The 19,215-nt window shown below is 72.1% G+C and carries 18 protein-coding genes; 13 read left to right on the top strand and 5 right to left on the bottom strand.

What is annotated here, in order from left to right:
• Positions 1–21: 21 nt before the first annotated feature.
• Both ABD366_RS40795 and ABD366_RS40790 read left to right on the top strand, forming a co-directional pair.
• The gene (locus ABD366_RS40795; RefSeq protein WP_324770735.1) at positions 22–990 is read left to right on the top strand and encodes an ABC transporter substrate-binding protein; all 969 of its coding nucleotides are present in this window, start codon (positions 22–24) and stop codon (positions 988–990) included.
• Between the two features lie 159 nt (positions 991–1,149).
• Complete coding sequence (locus ABD366_RS40790; RefSeq protein WP_324770736.1) at positions 1,150–2,169, top strand: hypothetical protein; 1,020 nt, start codon at positions 1,150–1,152, stop codon at positions 2,167–2,169.
• A gap of 133 nt (positions 2,170–2,302) precedes the next feature.
• Here the strand turns inward: ABD366_RS40790 and ABD366_RS40785 are convergent, their stop codons facing one another.
• The gene (locus ABD366_RS40785; RefSeq protein WP_324770737.1) at positions 2,303–3,676 is read right to left on the bottom strand and encodes a PH domain-containing protein; all 1,374 of its coding nucleotides are present in this window, start codon (positions 3,674–3,676) and stop codon (positions 2,303–2,305) included.
• Positions 3,673–4,197 (bottom strand): PH domain-containing protein, encoded by a 525-nt coding sequence (locus tag ABD366_RS40780; protein ID WP_324770738.1) that lies wholly within the window; start codon positions 4,195–4,197, stop codon positions 3,673–3,675. Before ABD366_RS40780 ends, ABD366_RS40785 begins: the two co-directional genes overlap by 4 nt.
• A gap of 31 nt (positions 4,198–4,228) precedes the next feature.
• Between ABD366_RS40780 and ABD366_RS40775 the strand changes: the two genes are divergently transcribed.
• Positions 4,229–5,380 (top strand): NADH-quinone oxidoreductase subunit D, encoded by a 1,152-nt coding sequence (locus ABD366_RS40775; protein WP_324770739.1) that lies wholly within the window; start codon positions 4,229–4,231, stop codon positions 5,378–5,380.
• Here ABD366_RS40775 and ABD366_RS40770 read toward each other — a convergent pair.
• A complete protein-coding gene (locus ABD366_RS40770) occupies positions 5,345–6,370 on the bottom strand; it encodes an SAM-dependent methyltransferase (protein ID WP_324770740.1) in 1,026 nt (341 codons plus the stop codon). The genes ABD366_RS40775 and ABD366_RS40770 overlap by 36 nt on opposite strands.
• Positions 6,371–6,488: 118 nt before the next feature.
• Here ABD366_RS40770 and ABD366_RS40765 point away from each other — a divergent pair, with 118 nt between their 5' ends.
• On the top strand, positions 6,489–7,691 hold the full coding sequence (locus ABD366_RS40765; RefSeq protein WP_324770741.1) for a sensor histidine kinase: 1,203 nt from the start codon (positions 6,489–6,491) through the stop codon (positions 7,689–7,691).
• 55 nt (positions 7,692–7,746) lie between these two features.
• Positions 7,747–8,418: a response regulator transcription factor gene (locus ABD366_RS40760; protein ID WP_324770742.1), complete on the top strand. Its 672-nt coding sequence runs from the start codon at positions 7,747–7,749 to the stop codon at positions 8,416–8,418.
• A 15-nt stretch (positions 8,419–8,433) separates the two neighbouring features.
• Here ABD366_RS40760 and ABD366_RS40755 read toward each other — a convergent pair whose 3' ends face one another.
• Complete coding sequence (locus ABD366_RS40755) at positions 8,434–9,540, bottom strand: DUF5937 family protein (RefSeq protein WP_324770743.1); 1,107 nt, start codon at positions 9,538–9,540, stop codon at positions 8,434–8,436.
• Positions 9,541–9,737: 197 nt separating this feature from the next.
• Between ABD366_RS40755 and ABD366_RS40750 the strand changes: the two genes are divergently transcribed.
• Complete coding sequence (locus tag ABD366_RS40750) at positions 9,738–9,959, top strand: hypothetical protein (RefSeq protein WP_324770745.1); 222 nt, start codon at positions 9,738–9,740, stop codon at positions 9,957–9,959.
• 102 nt (positions 9,960–10,061) lie between these two features.
• Here the strand turns inward: ABD366_RS40750 and ABD366_RS40745 are convergent, their stop codons facing one another.
• Entirely contained in the window at positions 10,062–11,222 is a 1,161-nt protein-coding gene (locus ABD366_RS40745) for a threonine aldolase family protein (protein ID WP_324770746.1), read from the bottom strand.
• Between the two features lie 134 nt (positions 11,223–11,356).
• On the opposite strand from ABD366_RS40745, the gene ABD366_RS40740 reads away from it, so the two are divergent.
• The 7 genes from ABD366_RS40740 (at position 11,357) to ABD366_RS40710 (ending at position 19,210) form a co-directional block, all read left to right on the top strand.
• On the top strand, positions 11,357–12,292 hold the full coding sequence (locus ABD366_RS40740) for a Rossmann-like and DUF2520 domain-containing protein (protein ID WP_324770748.1): 936 nt from the start codon (positions 11,357–11,359) through the stop codon (positions 12,290–12,292).
• Positions 12,289–13,275 (top strand): pantoate--beta-alanine ligase, encoded by a 987-nt coding sequence (gene panC, locus ABD366_RS40735; protein WP_324770749.1) that lies wholly within the window; start codon positions 12,289–12,291, stop codon positions 13,273–13,275. The genes ABD366_RS40740 and panC overlap by 4 nt, the downstream gene beginning before the upstream one ends.
• Positions 13,272–14,990, top strand: a complete 1,719-nt coding sequence (locus tag ABD366_RS40730; protein ID WP_324770750.1) for an L-aspartate oxidase — start codon at positions 13,272–13,274, stop codon at positions 14,988–14,990. The genes panC and ABD366_RS40730 overlap by 4 nt, the downstream gene beginning before the upstream one ends.
• Positions 14,987–15,991 (top strand): carboxylating nicotinate-nucleotide diphosphorylase, encoded by a 1,005-nt coding sequence (gene nadC / locus ABD366_RS40725; protein ID WP_324770751.1) that lies wholly within the window; start codon positions 14,987–14,989, stop codon positions 15,989–15,991. Before ABD366_RS40730 ends, nadC begins: the two co-directional genes overlap by 4 nt.
• A complete protein-coding gene (locus ABD366_RS40720; RefSeq protein ID WP_324770752.1) occupies positions 15,991–16,788 on the top strand; it encodes a type III pantothenate kinase in 798 nt (265 codons plus the stop codon). The genes nadC and ABD366_RS40720 overlap by 1 nt, the downstream gene beginning before the upstream one ends.
• Positions 16,789–16,883: 95 nt before the next feature.
• The gene (locus ABD366_RS40715; protein ID WP_324770754.1) at positions 16,884–18,524 is read left to right on the top strand and encodes a COG1361 family protein; all 1,641 of its coding nucleotides are present in this window, start codon (positions 16,884–16,886) and stop codon (positions 18,522–18,524) included.
• Between the two features lie 89 nt (positions 18,525–18,613).
• Positions 18,614–19,210: a hypothetical protein gene (locus ABD366_RS40710; protein WP_324770755.1), complete on the top strand. Its 597-nt coding sequence runs from the start codon at positions 18,614–18,616 to the stop codon at positions 19,208–19,210.
• Positions 19,211–19,215: the final 5 nt, after the last annotated feature.

Raw genomic sequence — 19,215 nt, 5'->3', positions numbered from 1 at the left:
ACCAGTGCAACTAGGAGAGCGATGAACAGCAGGATGCGGCGAGTGGCCTTGGCGGCTGTGGCGGTCGGAGCACTGACCGCGGGCGTCACCGCGTGCGGTGGCGACAGTCTCGAGGGCAAGGACGATGCGGGTGGTTCGGGCGACGGCGCCAAGAAGGGCAAGGTCGTCGTCGGCGCCGCCAGTTTCACCGAGGCCAAGGTGATGGGCGAGCTGTACCGGCAGATATTGGCCGACGCCGGGTACGACGCGTCGGTGAAGACGGTCGAGAACCGTGAGATCTATGAGCCGCAGCTCGTCAAGGGCGCCATCGACGTGGTGCCCGAATACGCGGCGACGCTCGCCGAATTCCTCAACCTGAAGAAGAACGGCGCCGATGCGAAGCCCGTCGCCTCCAGCGACGCCGACGCCACGGTGGCCGCTCTGCGCAAGCTCGCCGAGCCGGAGGGCCTGAAGGTTCTGGACGCCGGTGAGGCCGTCGACCAGAACGCGTTCGCGGTGAGCGAGAGCTTCGCGAAGAAGCACAAGCTCACGACGCTTTCCGATCTCGGCAGGTCGGGCCAGAAGGTGAAGATCGCGGCCGGTGACGAATGCGAGGAGCGGCCGTTCTGCGCGCCGGGCCTGAAGAAGACGTACGGGATCGATGTCACGGGTATCGATCCCAAGGGCGTCGGCACCACGCAGTCCAAGCAGGCCGTGAAGAACGGCACGGACCAGCTGGTCCTGACGACCACGACCGACGCGACGCTCAAGAACTTCGGTCTGGTGCTGCTCGAGGACGACAAGAAGCTGCAGAACGCGGACAACATCATTCCGGTCGTGAACGCGAAGGACGCGGGCGACAAGGGGATATCCGACGTTCTGGGGAAGCTGACGCAGACGCTCACCACGGACGATCTCATCGAGTTGAACCGCAAGGTCGATGCCGAGCGGCAGAAGGAAGCGGATGTCGCGAAGGACTATCTGGAGTCCAAGGGCCTCATCGGTAAATGATCTTGATGATGGGTCGGGGGTGACGAGGGAGTAGCAGGGGAGTGGGTGAGGGGTAAGCGGACGCCTTCCGGTGTGAGTTCGGTGGTTTCTGTGCCGCCTGTGCCCGAATTTTGACGGGCGGGGCTTCGCGATTCGCCTACGCGCGGTAAGTTTCTGGCCATGCCACGTGGACGCCACCGCCATTCCCCACCCTTGCACCGCCTGCTGCCCCCTTCGGTGATCGCCGGCGTACCGCTCGTCTGTGCGGGCGGCGTCTGGCTGTCCGGAGATCCGCTCGTGCTGCGGTGTATCACCGCGGCCGCCGCGGCGGCCGCCGTGGTCGGCGCCGTCGTGATGCGCCGTTGGGACCGGCTCGCGGGCAAGCAGGTCGCCGATCTGACGCGGGGTGCCGCGAGCGAGCGCTGGCGGCACGAGGAGGCCGTGGCGGAGCTGGAGGGCGACCTCGAGGAGTCGCGGGAGCTGCGCTCCAAGCTGGAGAGCAAGCTGCGCGCGAAGCGGTCCGAGCTGGCGGGGCTGCGCAACGAACACGCGGCGTTGCTGCGGCGGTACGCGAACGCGGAGACGGAGCGGGCCAGCGCCCTGGAGGGCCGGCGTCAGCTCGCCATAGAGGCCGCCGCCCCGGCCAGAGCGCTGCCGCCTGCCCCCGCCCCGGTTACCTCCTCCGCCTCGACCACCGCCCCCGCCGGGGCCTCGACTCCGGCCGGGACGTCGTCGGGCTCCGTGGCCGGTGCCCACGCGGCCCTGTATCTGCGGGCGAACGCGGCGCTCGACCGGCTCGCGCGGCGCTCCGAGCCGCAGCCGTCCGCCACCGCCGAGGAGACCGATTCGCGGGGGAAGTCCGGCGCGGCGTCCGGCCACTACACCGTGCCGGTCGCCGCGGCCGTGGTGCCGGCGGCGCCCGCGCGGAAGGTCCCCCAGGGCGGCTTCGACTTCTTCGGGACGAGCGGCTCCGACACGGAGCAGACGGACCCGGCCGAGCAGGCGGGCCAGGCCGAGGAGGCGGGCCAGGCCGAGCAGGCGGACCCGGCGGACCAGGTCGAACGGGCGGACCAGGACGAAGACCTGGCCGATGTCATAGGGGAAGAGGCCCTCGCCGAGCAGGAGGTCATCGACCTGACCGCCCACGACGAGACCGAGCAGATCGATGTGGGCGACCTGAGGTCGGCACTGCGGGCCTGAAGCCCGCCATCACTTGGTCCCGGCCGTCACTTGGTCCCGGCCGTCACCTGGTCCCAGCCATTACCTGGCCTCGCCGGACATACGTAAGGCGCCCTACTCGCCGTAGGGCGCCTTTTCGTTGAGCACGGCCTGCCTACGGCGAGTGGGGCGCCTTGCTCGGGGCCTTGCTCATCCAGCGGTCCGGGCGCGCTTCCCGACGCCCGGTGCGCGACCGGTCCGCCTGCGCCCGCAACAGCTCCGCCGCCTCCTGCGCGTCCCTCAGGCGGGCCGTCACCGTCTTGTTGGCGCCGGTGTCGAGGTGCAGCCCGGCGACCCGCCAGCAGCGCTCCCAGGGCCCCTGGGTGAGCCGCACGCTCTGCACCTTGGCGTGCGGGACCAGTGAGAGCCGGCGCTGGAGGAGCCCCTGGCGCGCGGCGAACGCCGTCTCCGTGACGGCGACCCCGTAGGCCCGCCACCAGAAGGGCACGCACCAGCGGCCCCGCCGGGGCGCCGGGGTGAACTCGGTCGGTTTGGGCACCTCGACGCCCGGCAGGATCCGCGCGATGACGTCCTCGGCGTGCTCGCGCGGGGCGACGGGGACCAGGACGGAGTTGGCGGACCCGGCGACGTGCAGTTCGACGCGGACCCAGCCGCGGCGCCGCCACAGCAGCGGCTCGACGATCCGTACGGTCTGCACGCGGCCCGGCGGCACCGTCTCGTGCACCTGGTCGAGCAGCCCGTGGTCGATGCGGAGCCCGTCCTCGGACTCGCCGACCGTCCAGTCGTACTCCTTGATGAACCGGCCCGCGCTGTTGGTGAACGCGCCGCCGGCCAGCGGGACGCCGACCCCGATCACTGTCCACAGGTTGTGGGTGGCGAACCACAGGAAGGTCGGTACGACGATCGCGGCCAGCAGCATCGCCCACGGCGTGCCCGTCAGGAGCAGTGCCACCGCGAGCGTGCGCGGGGGCGTGTGCAGGATCTGCCGCGCCGGGGCCTCGCCCACCTCGCGCGCCGACTCGGGAGCGAATCCGGCCGCTCGGGCCAGAAGTTCGGCACGTAGGTCGCGTGCCTGCTTCTCGCCCAGGTAGGAGAGCTCGTCCTTCTTGTCGGCGCCTACTACGTCGAGTTTCAGCTTGGCCACGCCTACGAGGCGGGCCACCAGCGGCTGCGTGATGTCGACGGCCTGGAGGCGGTCGAGCCGGATATGGGCGGTGCGGCGGAACAACAGGCCCGTACGGATGCGCAGTTCGGTGTCAGTCACCGCGAAGTGCGTGAACCACCAGGTGAGAAACCCGTACAGGGCGGCGGCCGGGACCAGGACGGCGAGGCCGATGGTCAGGGTGGTGCCGGTGAGGTGGGCCAGCTGGCGCTGCGCCTGGTCCATGTCGTGGACGGCCCAGCCGAGCAGGACGGCTATCGGCGCCCAGGCCCGGCGCAGCGGCGTGAAGGGGTGCAGCCGGTGTTCTCGTACGGCTTCGGCGGGCGCCGCGGCCGGGGTGTCCTCGGGGGCGCGGGAGTCCGTCACAGGCCCGCCGATCGGGCTTCGCCGAGTTCGGTGAGGCGATCGCGCAGCCGTTCGGCCTCGGCCGGGACGAGGCCCGGGATCGTCGCGTCGGTGGCGGCGGCCGCGGTGTGCAGTTGCAGGCTCGACAGGCCGAACTTCCGCTCCAGCGGGCCGGAGGTCACCTCGACGAGCTGCATCCGCCCGTACGGCACGATCGTTTCTTCACGCCACAGGACGCCGCGGCTGATGAGCAGGTCGTCGGCCCGCTCGGCGTAGCGCCACGAGCGCCAGTTGCGGCCCAGCATCGGCCAGCCCCACGCGAGCACGACCAGCGGCAGCAGGCCGAAGGCCGCCCAGACGGGCCCCGCGCAGAGGCCGAGCAGCACCCCGGCCGCCACAGCCGGTGGCACCAGCCACAGCACCAGCAGCAGCCGGCGCACCTTCAGCAGGCCGGGCTGCACTCCCGTCCAGACCGGACCGGCGCCCGACTGCGCCCCGACACCGTCCGCGGGCCCTGTGACCCCCGTAGTCCCCGTTTCCATACGACCACCCTACGTAGGAGAGACTGTCCGCATGACGCCCACGACTCAGGCCACGGTCGGCATCGGTGGTGCCGCGGAGAGCACCGACATGGTGCTCAACATCGGTCCGCAGCACCCTTCCACGCATGGAGTGCTGCGTCTGCGTCTCGTGCTCGACGGCGAGCGCATCCAGCAGGCGGAACCGGTCATCGGCTACATGCACCGCGGCGCGGAGAAGCTCTTCGAGGCACGCGACTACCGGCAGATCGTGATGCTCGCCAACCGCCACGACTGGCTGTCCGCCTTCTCGAACGAGCTGGGGGTCGTGCTCGCCGTCGAGCGGATGCTGGGCATGGAGGTCCCCGAGCGCGCCGTCTGGCTGCGGACCCTGCTCGCCGAGCTGAACCGGGTGCTGAACCATCTGATGTTCCTGGGTTCGTACCCGCTCGAACTGGGCGGAATCACCCCGGTCTTCCACGCCTTCCGTGAGCGCGAGGAACTCCAGAACGTCATGGAGGAGGTCTCCGGGGGGCGCATGCACTACATGTTCAACCGGGTCGGCGGCCTCAAGGAGGATCTGCCGCTCGGCTGGACGGGACGCGCGCGTGCCGCCGTGGCGGACGTGCGTTCCCGTATGGACGTCTACGACCGGCTCGTCCTCGGCAACGAGATCTTCCGGGCCCGTACGCGCGGCGTCGGCGTCCTGTCCGCGCAGGCCGCGCACGCCTACGGGGTCAGCGGCCCGATCGCCCGCGCCTCCGGCGTCGACTTCGACCTGCGGCGCGACGAGCCGTACCTCGCCTACGGGGAGCTTCAGGACACCCTGAAGGTCGTCACGCGCCAAGAAGGCGACTGCCTGGCGCGCTTCGAGTGCCTTCTGGAGCAGTCCCACGTCGCCCTCGACCTCGCCGACGCCTGCCTGGACCGGCTCGCCGAACTCCCGCCAGGGCCGGTCAACCAGCGCCTCCCCAAGGTCCTCAAAGCGCCCGAGGGCCACACGTACGCGTGGACGGAGAACCCGCTCGGCATCAACGGCTACTACCTCGTCAGCAAGGGCGAGAAGACGCCGTACCGGCTCAAGCTGCGCTCCGCCTCGTACAACAACATCCAGGCGCTGGCCGAGCTGCTTCCGGGGACGCTGGTCGCCGACATGGTGGCGATCCTCGGGTCACTGTTCTTCGTCGTCGGCGACATCGACAAGTAGGGCACCGCCGGGCAGGCCCACCGGCTCGACCAGCCAGCCGAAGTCGCCGAGCCCGCCGCGTGCCGTCAGCTCCGCGGCCTCTCCCGCCCGCGTGAGCGCCCGTACGTACGCCGCCGGGTCCTCGGACGCGAGCGCCAGCGGCGGGCGCCCCGCGGCCACCCCCAGGGCCCGCAGAGCGGCGCGCTGCGACACGATCCGGGCCTCCGGTGTCACCGCGCACGCGTCCAGGGCCACATGCGCCGTGAGGTCGCAGGAGCCGTCCGGCACCGGGGTCGTCTCGCGGCCGTCCCGGAAACCGGTGAGCGTGCCGAAGAGCGGCCGTGCCCCGCGCGTGTGGGCGTAGTCCACGGCGACCGCGAGCCCGCGCTCCAGCGTGCGGACGGCCGCCGCCCACGCCTCGTCGCGGGGCTGTCCGACCTCGGCGCGCAGGCCCGGTTCGGCGGGCAGCGGCCACCAGGCGTCCAGCCATCCGCGCAGCTCGTCGTCGAGGGGCGCCGCGTCGAGGCTCTCCGTGCCGTCCTCCCGTACGAGCACCAGCCGTGCCGTGCCGTCCGCGTCCGCTTCGACGACCTCCAGGGGCACGTTGTCGAGCCACTCGTTGGCGAAGAGGAGGCCGCCGACCCCGGCGGGCGGCTCGGTCCGCCACTCGATCCGGTGATCGAGACCTTCGGGACGGTCCGCCTTCTCGACCGCGTAGGCACGCACGCGTGCGGCCACTGTTTCCGGCAGTTCCTGTAGGACGCGGGAAACCAGTTCGCCGCGCCCCGCCGCCATGTCGACGAACGCCAGCTCCGCCGGCTCCCCGAGGGCCGCGTCGACCCGGCACAGCAGCGCGGCCACCGCACCCGCGAACAGCGCGGACGCGTGCACCGACGTACGGAAGTGCCCGGCGGGCCCTTCGGGCCTCCGGTAGAAGCCGTGCGGGCCGTACAACGCCTCTTCCGTGGCCTCGCGCCACCCGGTTCCCGGACCCTGTCGTACGTTCTCCACGACCGAAGGCTATGCGCAGAGGGCGGACGCGCCTCCACCTTGGGGAGTACGCGCGCCCGATGCGGATCGGTCCTCCGGTTGACCCCCGCACGCCGTGGGCCTGCCTACTCTGGGTGACGTGCAACGCCTCTACGACTTCCTCCGCAGGCACCCGACGTGGGTCGACGGCTTCTGGGCCGTGATCCTGCTCGGGATCTCGGTGGCGAGCGGCACCAGCATGAACGGATCGCCGCCGCGTGGGAACGAGGCGGTATCGATCATCTGCGCCGTCCTGATGTCCCTGGTCGTGGCGCTGCGCCGGCGCATGCCGGAGAAGATGCTCCTGCTCGCGATCGCCGCGGGCGTGGGCCAGCTGGTCTTCGACACGAATCCGAATCCGTCGGACTTCGCCATGCTGGTGATCATCTACACCGTCGCGGTGTCCGGGCCCCGGTGGGCGTCCCGGCTCGCCCTCGTCGGCGGCCTGTGCGCGGCGCCGCTCTCGGAGCTGCGCTGGCCCACGGTGATGTCCAGCGGCGCCGAGCACATCGCGGTCACCATCTTCCAGATGGTGCCGTTCGCCCTCGCCTGGGTCCTCGGCGACTCGCTGCGCACCCGCCGCGCCTACCTGGCACAGCTGGAGGAGCGCGCGAACCGCCTGGAGAAGGAGCGCGAGGCCCAGTCGAAGGTCGCGGTCGCGGCCGAACGGGCTCGCATCGCCCGCGAGTTGCACGACGTCGTCGCGCACAACGTGTCGGTGATGGTGGTCCAGGCAGACGGCGCCGCCTACGTCCTCGACCAAGCGCCCGACCAGGCGAAGAAGGCCCTGGAGACCATCTCCGGCACGGGCCGCCAGGCGCTCGCCGAGATGCGCCGGCTGCTCGGCGTGCTGCGCACCGGAGAGCACGAGGAGGGCGGCGAGTATGTGCCGCAGCCCGACGTCGAGCAGATCGAGGACCTCGTCGAGCAGGTGCGCACTTCGGGCCTGCCCGTCGACTTCAAGGTGGAGGGCACCCCGCGCCCGCTGCCCAGCGGTGTCGAACTGACCGCGTACCGCATCGTGCAGGAAGCGCTCACCAACACCCGCAAGCACGGCGGCCCGAACGCGGGCGCGAGCGTGCGGCTCGTCTACTTCGACGACGGCCTGGGCCTGTTGGTCGAGGACGACGGCAAGGGCGCCCCGCACGAGCTGTACGAGGACGGTGGCGCGGACGGCCGCGGCCACGGCCTGATCGGGATGCGGGAGCGCATCGGTATGGTCGGCGGCACGCTGGACGCGGGCCCGCGCCCCGGAGGTGGCTTCCGTATCAGCGCCCTGCTGCCTCTCAAGCCCGCCCATTGACACGTACCAGCAACCGAACCCGCACAAGTCGCCACGAGATGTGAGGACACCCCCGATGTCGATCAAGGTCATGCTCGTCGACGACCAGGTGCTGCTGCGCACCGGCTTCCGGATGGTGCTCGCAGCCCAGCCGGACATGGAGGTCGTCGCCGAAGCGGGCGACGGCGTCGAGGCGCTCGAAGTGCTGCGCGCGACAGCGGTGGACGTGGTCCTGATGGACGTACGCATGCCGAAGCTGGACGGCGTCGAGGCGACGCGGCGGATCTGCGCGGACCCGAACCCGCCGAAGGTGCTGATCCTGACCACGTTCGACCTCGACGAGTACGCGTTCTCCGGGCTGAAGGCGGGCGCCTCGGGCTTCATGCTCAAGGACGTGCCGCCCGGCGAGCTGCTCACCGCGATCCGCTCCGTGCACAGCGGCGACGCGGTCGTCGCGCCGTCGACCACGCGCCGCCTGCTCGACCGGTTCGCGCCGATGCTGCCCAGCGGCTCCAAGGAGCCGCAGCACAAGCAGCTGGAGCGGCTCACCGAGCGCGAGCGCGAGGTCATGATCCTGGTCGCGCAGGGCCTGTCGAACGGCGAGATCGCCGCCCATCTGGTGCTCTCCGAGGCCACGGTGAAGACACACGTCGGCCGCATCCTCACCAAGCTGGATCTGCGCGACCGCGTCCAGGTCGTCGTCCTCGCCTACGAGACGGGCCTCGTCCGCGCCGGCGGACACGGCTGAGGACCTGTGAGCGCCTCAGCGCAGCACGCCCTCGATGAAGTCACCGCCGAGACGCGAGACCACACTCAGATCCAACTGGTGCTGCACATACCGGCCCTGACGGCGCGTCGTGATCAGGCCCGCCTTCTTCAGCACCGACAGATGCCGGGATATCTCCGGCGCCGACATCCCGTGCGCGTCCGCCAGCTCGCCCGTCGTGTACGAACCGCGCGCCAGGTGACGGCAGAGCCGCATCCGCACCGGATGGGCCAGCGCGGACATGCGCAGCGTCAGCTGCTCGACGGACGGCGGCGCCGTGAGCCCCGGCGACGAGACCGGGTACGTGATCACCGGCTGCCAGCCCGCGCGGTGCAGCACCCACAGATGCGGCCAGCCCATGCTGGTCGGTATCAGGACGAGGTCGCCGTCCCCCGTCGCCGCGACCCCGTCGGTGATCTTGTCCACGGTGACGGTACGGCGCGCCTCGTCGAGTGAGACCGCGGCGGAGGTGGCCCGCAGCGCCTCCCCGAGGCCCTTGCGGCGCATCAGCTCCGTCTTGTGCCGCGCGTCCGCCGCCAGCTGGTGCTGGACCCGCGCCCACACGTCCGCGAAGAACGCCTCCTCGCACTCCCGCATCAGCTCGCGGAACCAGGACCTGATGGCGGGCGGGTCGTCCAGCAGGCGCTGCGTGAAACGCACCTGGTGCGCACCGCGCGCCGCCGCGAGATCGAGCGCGCGCTCACGGGTACGCGGGTCGTCGAGCCGGTTGACGGTCCGGCTCGCGTACATGGACTGGCAGGTGAACTCCAGGGCCGCGTCCACGAACTGCTCGTCGGACAGCTTGTCCAGCAGATCGAGCTCCTCCGTGAGCGTCGCCCCGGGGCGGGTGCGCCGCCCGGCGATCCCGGCCGACGGCGTGAACACGTCCGAGAACGTCGTCCGCCACAGGAAGTCCGCCTCGCACAGCCGGTCCGCGAGGCACGGGTCAAGGCGCGTCGACACGCTTGTCGTCCATCCCTGCAGCCCCGGGTGGTGTGCGGGCTCGGCCAGCGCGTGCAGCGCCATGCCCAGCTCGGCCAGGGGCGAGGGCACGACGCAGACGCGCTCGGGTGTCAGACCCGTGATGTCGATGCTCACGCTCATGACCCCATGGTGCCCGCCGCCACTGACAACCGGCAGGTCGATTGACGGCTCCCGTCAATCGACGTGACCGGCCCCGGGAGCCCGGAGCAGTCTCGTGGTCATCGGCCCCGAAGCGCGACAGAGCGGCTCCTACCGCCGCAACTCGCCGTATTACGGGGCGTAGAGCGACAATCACGATGATGAGCGAGGTGTTCGCCATGACCGTCAACCAGCAGTACGCCCTCGACGCCTACCGGGCCGCCCAGCGCGGCGAAACGCCGGGACCGGCGCCCGGTCTGCACGACTGGACCGCCCTGCGCGAGCTGCGCGACTACCGCCGCTTCGAGGCGGTCCTGGCCGGCCGCCCGGCCCGCGGCCGGATCCGCGCGGCACTGGCCCGCCGCTTCTCCGCCGGTCGCCGGCCCGCCGCGGGCTGCTGAACCGCGCCCGGGCTGGTGAACCGCGGCCGGGCTGGTGAACCGCCGCTGGGCCGCTGAAGCACGGCTGGGCTGCTGAAGCACGGCTGGGCTGCTGAAGCGCGGCTATGACGGGTCAGGCAGACGCCCTACGAAGTCCGCGACGGCCGCGCGGACCTCGGCGGCGCTCCACTCCAGGCCCGCAGCGGCGACCGTGACCTCGGTGACCGAAAGACCCGGCACCCTGTCCGTCGCCCACCAGCGCCCGAACAGCGCCACCTTCGTCTCCTCCGCCTGCGTCACCGCGGCCTCCGTGAGCACGTCGGGGTCGTACGGCAGCCACACCCGGAACTCGTGCGTGTGCGGCGGCTCCGGGTGGATCCGCACCCAGGGCATCCCGGCCTCCGCGAAGCCCTCCCGTATCGCCTTCGCGACCACGCGCGCGTGCGCCACGTACTCCGGCAGCCTCGGCAGCTCCCGGTCCAGACCGACCAGCGCCGCGATCACCTGCGGGAACTGCTGGAAGACCTGACCCCCGTAGCGGTGCCGCCAGGCCCTGGCCTCGTCGATGAACGGCTGAGGGCCCGCGAGCGCCGCGCCGCTGAGCCCGCCGAGCGTCTTGTAGAACGACACATAGACGCTGTCCGCGAGCTCCGCGATCTCGTCCAGAGGGCGCCCGAAATGGGCCGTGCACTCCCAAAGGCGCGCCCCGTCGAGATGCACGACGGCCTCACGCGCGCGTGCCGCCTCGCACACCTCCTCCAGCTCCTGCCAGGTGGGCAACACGAAACCGGCGTCCCTGAGCGGCAGTTCGAGCATCAGCGTCCCGAACGGCTCGTCCAGGGCGTACACCTCGTCGGCCGTCATCTGCCGCGGCTCACCCGTGGGATGCACCGTGCGCAGGCCCGTCACCGTGGTGAGCGCGTCGCGCTCATGGACCTCCGGGTGGCCAAGCGGGTGCAGGGCCACCGTCGAGTTACCGGTGCGCCCCGCCCAGCAGCGCAGCGCGACCTGCTGTGCCATCGTGCCGGTGGGGAAGAACGCGGCCGCCTCCTTGCCGAGCAGCGCCGCGACCTTCGCCTCCAGCTCCGCGACGACCCCGTCACCGTAGAAGTCGAGGCCGCCCGAGAGGTCGGTCACCGCGCCCGCGGCCCCCGTGAGCTGCGCGAGCCGCTCGCCCAGCGTCGCGTCGCCCGGCCGCCGTGCCAGGACGCGCTCCGCGCCCCGCCAGGCCGCGAGCCGCCGCGCCGCCTGCCGCTCTTCCTCGGTCTCGTCACTGTCGCTCATCCACCGATCATGTCCCAGCCGCGTGCCCTTGCCCACAGCCTGTGGACAACCGAGGCCCGCCCGCCCAGATAGCGTTAACATGACGAGAAATCGTCCGGTACCCCGAGCGGACTGGAACGGAAGGCCGTCGCCCCGTGTCACTTCCCCCTCCGAACCCCCGACCCGAGCCCCTCGACCCCAGGGACCGCCCGGCCCGCCTCACCGTGGGCGTCGTCGGCGCGGGCCGCGTGGGTCCCGCGCTCGCCGCGTCGCTCCAACTGGCCGGGCACCGCCCCGTCGCCGTCTCCGGAGTCTCCGACGCCTCCGTGCGCCGGGCCGCGGCCCTGCTGCCCGACGTGCCCCTGGTGGCGCCCGCCGAGGTCCTCGCGCGCGCCGACCTCGTGCTCCTCACCGTCCCCGACGACGCGCTGCCGGGCCTCGTCGAGGGCTTCGTCGAGACCGGCTCGATCCGCCCCGGCCAGCTCCTCGCGCACACCTCCGGGCGCTACGGGACCAAGGTCCTCGACCCGGCCCTGCGCGCGGGCGCCCTGCCCCTCGCGCTGCACCCCGCGATGACGTTCACCGGCACCGCCGTCGACGTCCAGCGACTGGCCGGCTGCTCGTTCGGCGTCACCGCCCCCGAGGAGCTGCGCCTGGCCGCCGAAGCCCTCGTCATCGAGATGGGCGGCGAGCCCGAGTGGATCGCCGAGGAGATGCGGCCGCTCTACCACGCGGCCCTCGCCCTCGGCGCGAACCACCTGGTCACCCTGGTCGCCGAAGCCATGGACCTGCTGCGCGACGCGGGCGTCAGCGCCCCCGACCGGATGCTCGGCCCGCTCTTGGGCGCCGCGCTCGACAACGCGCTCAGGTCCGGTGACGCGGCCCTCACCGGGCCCGTCGCGCGCGGCGACGCCGGCACGGTCGCCGCCCACGTCACAGAGCTGCGCAAGCACGCCCCCGGGACCGTCGCCGGCTACCTCGCGATGGCCCGCGCCACTGCCGACCGCGCCCTCGCGCACGGCCTGCTCAAGCCCGAACTCGCCGAGGACCTGCTCGGCGTCCTCGCGAACGGCGCGGAGGAGACCCGATGAGCACGAGAGTGCTGCACGAAGGCGAGGAGCTACGGGCACGCACGCGTGCCGGGCAGCGCGTCGTCGTCATGACCATGGGCGCTCTGCACGAGGGCCACGCCACCCTGATCCGCACCGCCCGCGACCGCGCGGGCGCCGACGGCGAAGTGGTCGTCACCGTCTTCGTCAATCCGCTCCAGTTCGGCGCGGGCGAAGACCTCGACCGCTACCCGCGCACCCTGGACGCCGACGTCAAGATCGCCGAACAGGCGGGCGCCGACGCCGTGTTCGCCCCCTCCGCCGACGAGGTCTACCCCGGCGGACAGCCGCAGGTCCGCATCGCCGCAGGACCCATGGGCGAGCGCCTCGAAGGAGCCTCGCGCCCCGGCCACTTCGACGGCATGCTCACCGTCGTCGCCAAACTGCTGCACCTCACGCGCGCGGACGTCGCCCTCTTCGGCCAGAAGGACGCCCAGCAACTGGCCCTGATCCGCCGCATGGTGCGCGACCTGAACTTCGACGTGGAGATCGTCGCCGTCCCCACCGTCCGCGAGGCCGACGGACTGGCCCTCTCCTCCCGCAACCGCTACCTGTCGCCGGACGAGCGCACCAGCGCGCTCGTCCTGTCCCGCGCCCTGTTCGCGGGCCGCGACCGCCACGCCGCACAACAGGCGCTGCGCGCGCGTGCCGCCGAGAACCCGACCACGCGCGCCCGCGCGCAAGCGCTCGGCGCCCTCGGCGAGGCCCGCGCCGCCGCCGACGCCCACGCCGTCGCCACCCCGGGCGGCCCCGCCGCCGTCCGCGCCGCCGCCCGCCAGATCCTGGACGAGGCCGCGCGCCTGCGCCCGCCGGTCGAACTGGACTACCTGGCCCTGGTCGACCCGGCCGACCTCAGCGACGTGGACGACGACTTCGAGGGCGAAGCCGTCCTCGCCGTCGCCGCGCGCGTGGGGACGACCCGGCTGATCGACAACCTGCCCCTGACGTTCGGAGCCCGCCCATGAGCGCCTCTGTAGGAACCGGCATACGACTGCACGCCCCCGCGCCGGGCTGGTCCATCGACGCCGACGTCGTGATCGTCGGCTCAGGCGTCGCGGGCCTGACCGCCGCCCTGCGCTGCGAGGCCGCGGGACTGACAACGGTCGTCGTCACCAAGGCCCGCCTCGACGACGGCTCCACCCGCTGGGCCCAGGGCGGCATCGCGGCCGCGCTCGGCGACGGCGACACCCCCGATCAGCACCTCGACGACACCCTGGTCGCGGGCGCGGGCCTGTGCGACGAGGAGGCGGTACGCACCCTCGTCACCGAGGGACCCGACGCCGTACGCCGCCTCATCGCGGCCGGCGCCCACTTCGACGCGGCCGACGACGGCGCGCTGGCCCTCACCCGGGAGGGCGGCCACCACCGCCGCCGCATCGCGCACGCCGGCGGTGACGCGACGGGCGCGGAGATCTCCCGCGCCCTCGTCGAGGCGGTACGCGCGCGTGGCATCCGCACCGTGGAGAACGCGCTGGTCCTGGACCTGCTGACGGACGCCGACGGCCGCACCGCCGGCGTCTCCCTGCACGTCATGGGGGAGGGCCAGCACGACGGCGTCGGCGCGGCCCTCGCCCCCGCCGTGGTCCTCGCGACCGGCGGCATGGGACAGGTCTTCTCCGCGACCACGAACCCGCACGTGTCCACCGGCGACGGCGTGGCCCTCGCCCTGCGCGCGGGCGCCGAGGTCAGCGACCTGGAATTCGTCCAGTTCCACCCGACGGTGCTCTTCCTGGGCGCGGACGCCGAGGGCCAGCAGCCGCTCGTCTCCGAAGCCGTACGCGGCGAAGGCGCCCACCTCGTCGACGCGGACGGCGTGCGCTTCATGGTGGGCCAGCACGAACTCGCCGAGCTCGCGCCCCGCGACATCGTCGCCAAGGGCATCACGCGCCGCATGCAGGAGCGCGGCACCGAGCACATGTACCTCGACGCCCGGCACTTCGGCGCCGACATGTGGGAGCACCGCTTCCCCACGATCCTCGCCGCCTGCCGCGCCCACGGCATCGACCCCGTCACCGAGCCGATCCCGGTCGCCCCCGCCGCGCACTACGCCTCCGGCGGCGTCCGCACCGACCCCAAGGGCCGCACCACCGTCCCCGGCCTCTACGCGTGCGGCGAGGTCGCCTGCACGGGCGTTCACGGCGCCAACCGCCTCGCCTCGAACTCCCTCCTCGAAGGCCTGGTCTACGCCGAACGCATCGCGGACGACATCCAGAAGCAGCACGCGGAGAAGCACCTCCACGCGCGCGTGCCGGCACCCGTCCCGCACCCGCAGACCCCGACCCACCCCCTGCTGCCCCCGGAGGCCCGCTTCGCGATCCAGCGGGTCATGTCCGCGGGCGCCGGTGTGCTCCGCTCCGCGGACTCCCTCGCCGAGGCCGCCGCCCGCCTCGGCCGCATCCACGCCGAGGCCGTCAACTCCCTGGCCGAGGACGGCAAGACGGCCGAGCCGGGCGTCGACACCTGGGAGGCCACGAACCTGCTGTGCGTGGCCCGCGTCCTGGTCGCCGCCGCCCGCCGCCGCGAGGAGACCCGCGGCTGCCACTGGCGCGAGGACTTCGCCGACCGTGACGACACGAACTGGCGCCGCCACATCGTCGTAGGACTCAATCCGGACCGCACTCTGGCCACGCGCACCACACAGACCGCAGACTTCCCGGCAACGACCCTTCAGGAGCAGTGACCGACGTGAGCGCCACCCCCGACCTCCCCCTCGCGGACGCCGACAGCGACAGCGGCGGCTGCGGTGACAACTGCGGCTGTTCGCAGGCGTCCTCCGAGGACGCCATGGAGTGCGGCCTCGACCCGTCGCTCGCCCAGCTGCTGCTCGACGCGGGCCTGCACCCGGTCGAGATCGAGGACATCGCCCACATGGCGATCGCCGAGGACCTCGACGGCGGCGTCGACGTGACGACGGTCGCGACGATCCCCGAAGAGGCCGTCGCCACCGCCGACTTCACCGCCCGGGAGAACGGCGTCGTGGCGGGCCTGCGCGTCGCCGAGGCGATCATCTCCGTAGTGGCCACCGACGAGTTCGAGGTCGAGCGGCACGCCGAGGACGGCGACCTCGTGACGGCCGGCCAGAAGCTCCTGTCCGTCACCACCCGCACCCGCGACCTGCTCACCGCCGAGCGCAGCGCGCTCAACCTCCTGTGCCGCCTCTCCGGCATCGCCACCGCCACGCGCGCGTGGGCCGACGCCCTGGACGGCACTAAGACCAAGGTCCGCGACACCCGCAAGACCACCCCGGGCCTGCGCTCCCTGGAGAAGTACGCGGTCCGCGCGGGCGGCGGCGTCAACCACCGCATGTCCCTCTCCGACGCGGCCCTGGTCAAGGACAACCACGTCGTCGCGGCCGGGGGCGTGGCCGAGGCCTTCCAGGCCGTACGCGACCGCTTCCCCGGCCTGCCCGTCGAGGTCGAGGTCGACACGCTGCACCAGCTCCGCGAAGTCCTGGACGCCGGCGCCGACCTGATCCTCCTCGACAACTTCACGCCCGGCGAGACCGAGGAGGCCGTCGCGCTCACGGACGGCCGCGCGCTCCTGGAGTCCTCGGGCCGCCTCACGCTGGAGAACGCGGCCACGTACGCGAAGACCGGCGTCGACTTCCTCGCCGTCGGCGCCCTCACCCACTCCTCGCCGATCCTGGACATCGGCCTCGACCTCCGAGAGGCCGACGCCTGATGCTGCTGACCATCGACGTAGGCAACACCCACACCGTCCTCGGCCTGTTCGACGGCGAGGAGATCGTCGAGCACTGGCGCATCTCCACCGACGCGCGCAGAACCGCCGACGAACTCGCCGTCCTCCTCCAAGGCCTGATGGGCATGCACCCGCTGCTCGGCGACGAACTCGGCGACGGCATCGACGGCATCGCCATCTGCTCGACCGTCCCCTCGGTCCTGCACGAACTGCGCGAGGTCACCCGCCGCTACTACGGCGACGTCCCCGCCGTCCTGGTCGAACCCGGCATCAAGACCGGCGTCCCGATCCTCATGGACAACCCCAAGGAGGTCGGCGCCGACCGCATCATCAACGCGGTCGCGGCCGTCGAGCTCTACGGCGGCCCGGCGATCGTCGTCGACTTCGGCACGGCGACGACGTTCGACGCGGTCTCCGCGCGCGGCGAGTACGCGGGCGGCGTCATCGCCCCCGGCATCGAGATCTCCGTGGAGGCGCTCGGCGTGCGCGGCGCGCAGCTCCGCAAGATCGAACTAGCCCGGCCGCGCAGCGTCATCGGCAAGAACACGGTCGAAGCCATGCAGTCCGGCATCGTCTACGGGTTCGCCGGCCAGGTCGACGGGGTCGTCAACCGCATGGCCAAGGAGCTGGCCGCCGACCCGGACGACGTCACCGTCATCGCGACCGGCGGGCTCGCGCCGATCATCCTCGGCGAGGCCTCGGTCATCGACGAGCACGAGCCGTGGCTGACGCTGATCGGATTGCGGCTCGTCTACGAGCGCAACGTCTCGCGCGCATAGGTAGTTTGTCCGGCGTTCATACAACCTTCATCCGGCGCCGCCGGTCAGAGTCGCCGATCGGAACACTTTCGATCATCGACCTATGAAGGAGCCCCATGCCGTCAAGACCCCAGCCCCGCTACGCACTGCGCGCCGGTGCCACCGCCCTCACGGCGGGGCTGCTGGCGCTCGGCACGGCTTCTCCCGGGCAGGCGGCCGACGGCGACGCGCCACTGGAGTTCAGCTTCGTCGGGGGCAGTGACGCGGTGGAGGTCCAGCCGTTCTACATCGACAGCGATGACAAGATCACCGTCGAGGGGCGCAACACCGGCGCGCAGGAGCTGAAGAACGTCGAGGTGACGATCGACGCGAGCGCGCTCAAGGGCCAGGTGCGATGGGACCTGCCGTACGACTGCGAGAAGAAGCAGCAAGAGATCGCCGTCTGCCGGACGGGGAAGTCGGTCAAGCCGGGAGCGTCCTTCGGGACGACCTGGGCTTGGGCCGCCCTGACGGGAGCCGAGCCCGGTCGCACCGGCGAGGTCCGGATCTCCGCCGAGGCGGGGGGCGTCGCCGTCGGCGAGACGACGATGAAGGCGACCGTGGCGGACATCGGCCTGCTCGTCGCCAACGAGAACGCATACGCGGTGCCGAAGCCCGGCGAAACGGTCGAACCCGTGACGGCCATCAGGAACTTCAGCACTCGCCCCGTGCAGGACGTCTATGTCTCGCTCTACCTCTCCCAGGGCCTGTCCTTCGTCGAGGAGTTCAGCAACTGCGTGTACGGCTCCGTGTCCGAGTACCGCTCCGAGGACACGGTGATGAAGTGCCGCGTCAAGGGGCCCGTCGAGCCGGGCGCCACCTATGGCCTGGACATGTCCGCACTGAAGGTCGGCGCCACCGCAGGGTACGAGAAGTGGACGGGCGGGGTCGACGAGCGTGACACCGCTGAGGATCCCGTCTCCCCGCACCACGGAACCGGACGGGAGATGAAGCTCGTGAAGCGTGCTGCCGACCCCGGCATGCTGCAGAAGGGTGTGTACGGCACCGCCCGTGTGGCATCTTCCGCGGACCTCGAAGCGGTGGGGGCCACCGTCGACGGCAAGGCCGGACAGGTGGTGAAGGCCGAGCTGGGCGTCCGCAACAACGGGCCCGCCACGATCGAGAACTGGGGCAGCGAACCGGGCGACTCCCCCTCGTCCGAAGTCTTCGTGACGATTCCGCCGGGCACGACGGCGGTCAAGGCCCCGGCAGATTGCCGTCCGACTGAATTCCCCGTCCCCGAGGGGGCCGACTCCAGGGAGTACTTCTGCCATCAGGACCTCGGGGACTACTACTTCAACGCCGGCCAACTCGCGCCGTTCGTCTTCGACCTGCGCATCGACAAGCCTGCCGCGCTCGCCCCGGGCTCGATCAAGCTGACGCACCAGGGGGACAGCAAGCCCAAGAACAACACCGCACCCATCTACGTGACCGTCGACGGCAAGCTGGGCGACGGCACCACCCCGTCCACGGGCGGTACGGGCGGTACGGGTTCGACGTCGGGCGGCTCCACGGCCACCCCGGGCACCGGTGACGCCACGGCCACGCCGGGCACCGGCGGTTCCGCCGCCTCGGCGTCCGGCGGCACCGGGAGCGGTCCCATGGCCGACACCGGCGCGGGCGCCCTGCCCTGGTACGCGGCCGCCGCCGCCACGGCGCTGGCCGCGGGAGGCGTGCTGTTCACGGTCGCCCGCCGCCGCCGGGCCGGCCGCGCATAAGTCCTCGCACGTGATCCCCGGGCGCCAGGGCGCGCCCGGGAATTGCCGGTTAAGCCGATTTTGTCGGTAATAGTGCGTATCGTCAGTTCATGCCCACGCCTTACGGAAACCGCGGCGGCCTGGCGTTCGGTGCAGAAGAGCTGCGTGTGCTCCGACGCGCCCTCGCCCTCGCCCTCCATCCCAGCCCTGCCTCGGACAAGGACATCCGGGACTGCCTCCGGCTCGCGGAATCGGTCGACGACACCGTGCGGGAGGGCGCCCGTATGCGGGCCTTCCTGCTCGCCGACCTCGACCGGTACCGGGCCGCCCTGCCCGGCTCCGTCACCGGCTATCTGAGCCTCCTGGAGGACGCCCTGGCGGCGGGCCACCAGCCCGGCCCCGACGACCTCGCGGGGCTGCGCGCCCTGCGCGGCAACCCCAGGGCGGCGGCCCTGCTCGGCCGCTGCCAGGTCCTGGCCGAACAGCACGTACGGGCCCGCCTCGAAGCGCGCCAACGGCCGCGCGTCCCGGCCTCCCGTTCGCATCTGCTCGCGCTGCCCGGCGGCCTGGCGGGCGCCGACCCGGGGCCCGCGAAGCCCAGGCCCGGCAACCCGCCCAAGCCGATGCCCACCCCGGCCGAGGTCTTCCCGCCCAAGCGCCGACCCGCGCAGCCTCCGGCCCCGCCGCAGCAGTGGGCCGCGGGCTAGCTACT

The organism is Streptomyces kunmingensis, assembly GCF_039533535.1.
GTDB classification, from domain to species: Bacteria; Actinomycetota; Actinomycetes; order Streptomycetales; family Streptomycetaceae; genus Streptomyces; species Streptomyces kunmingensis.
Note: the sequence above shows the minus strand (reverse complement) of the source record. Positions and strands in the feature narration are given on the sequence as shown.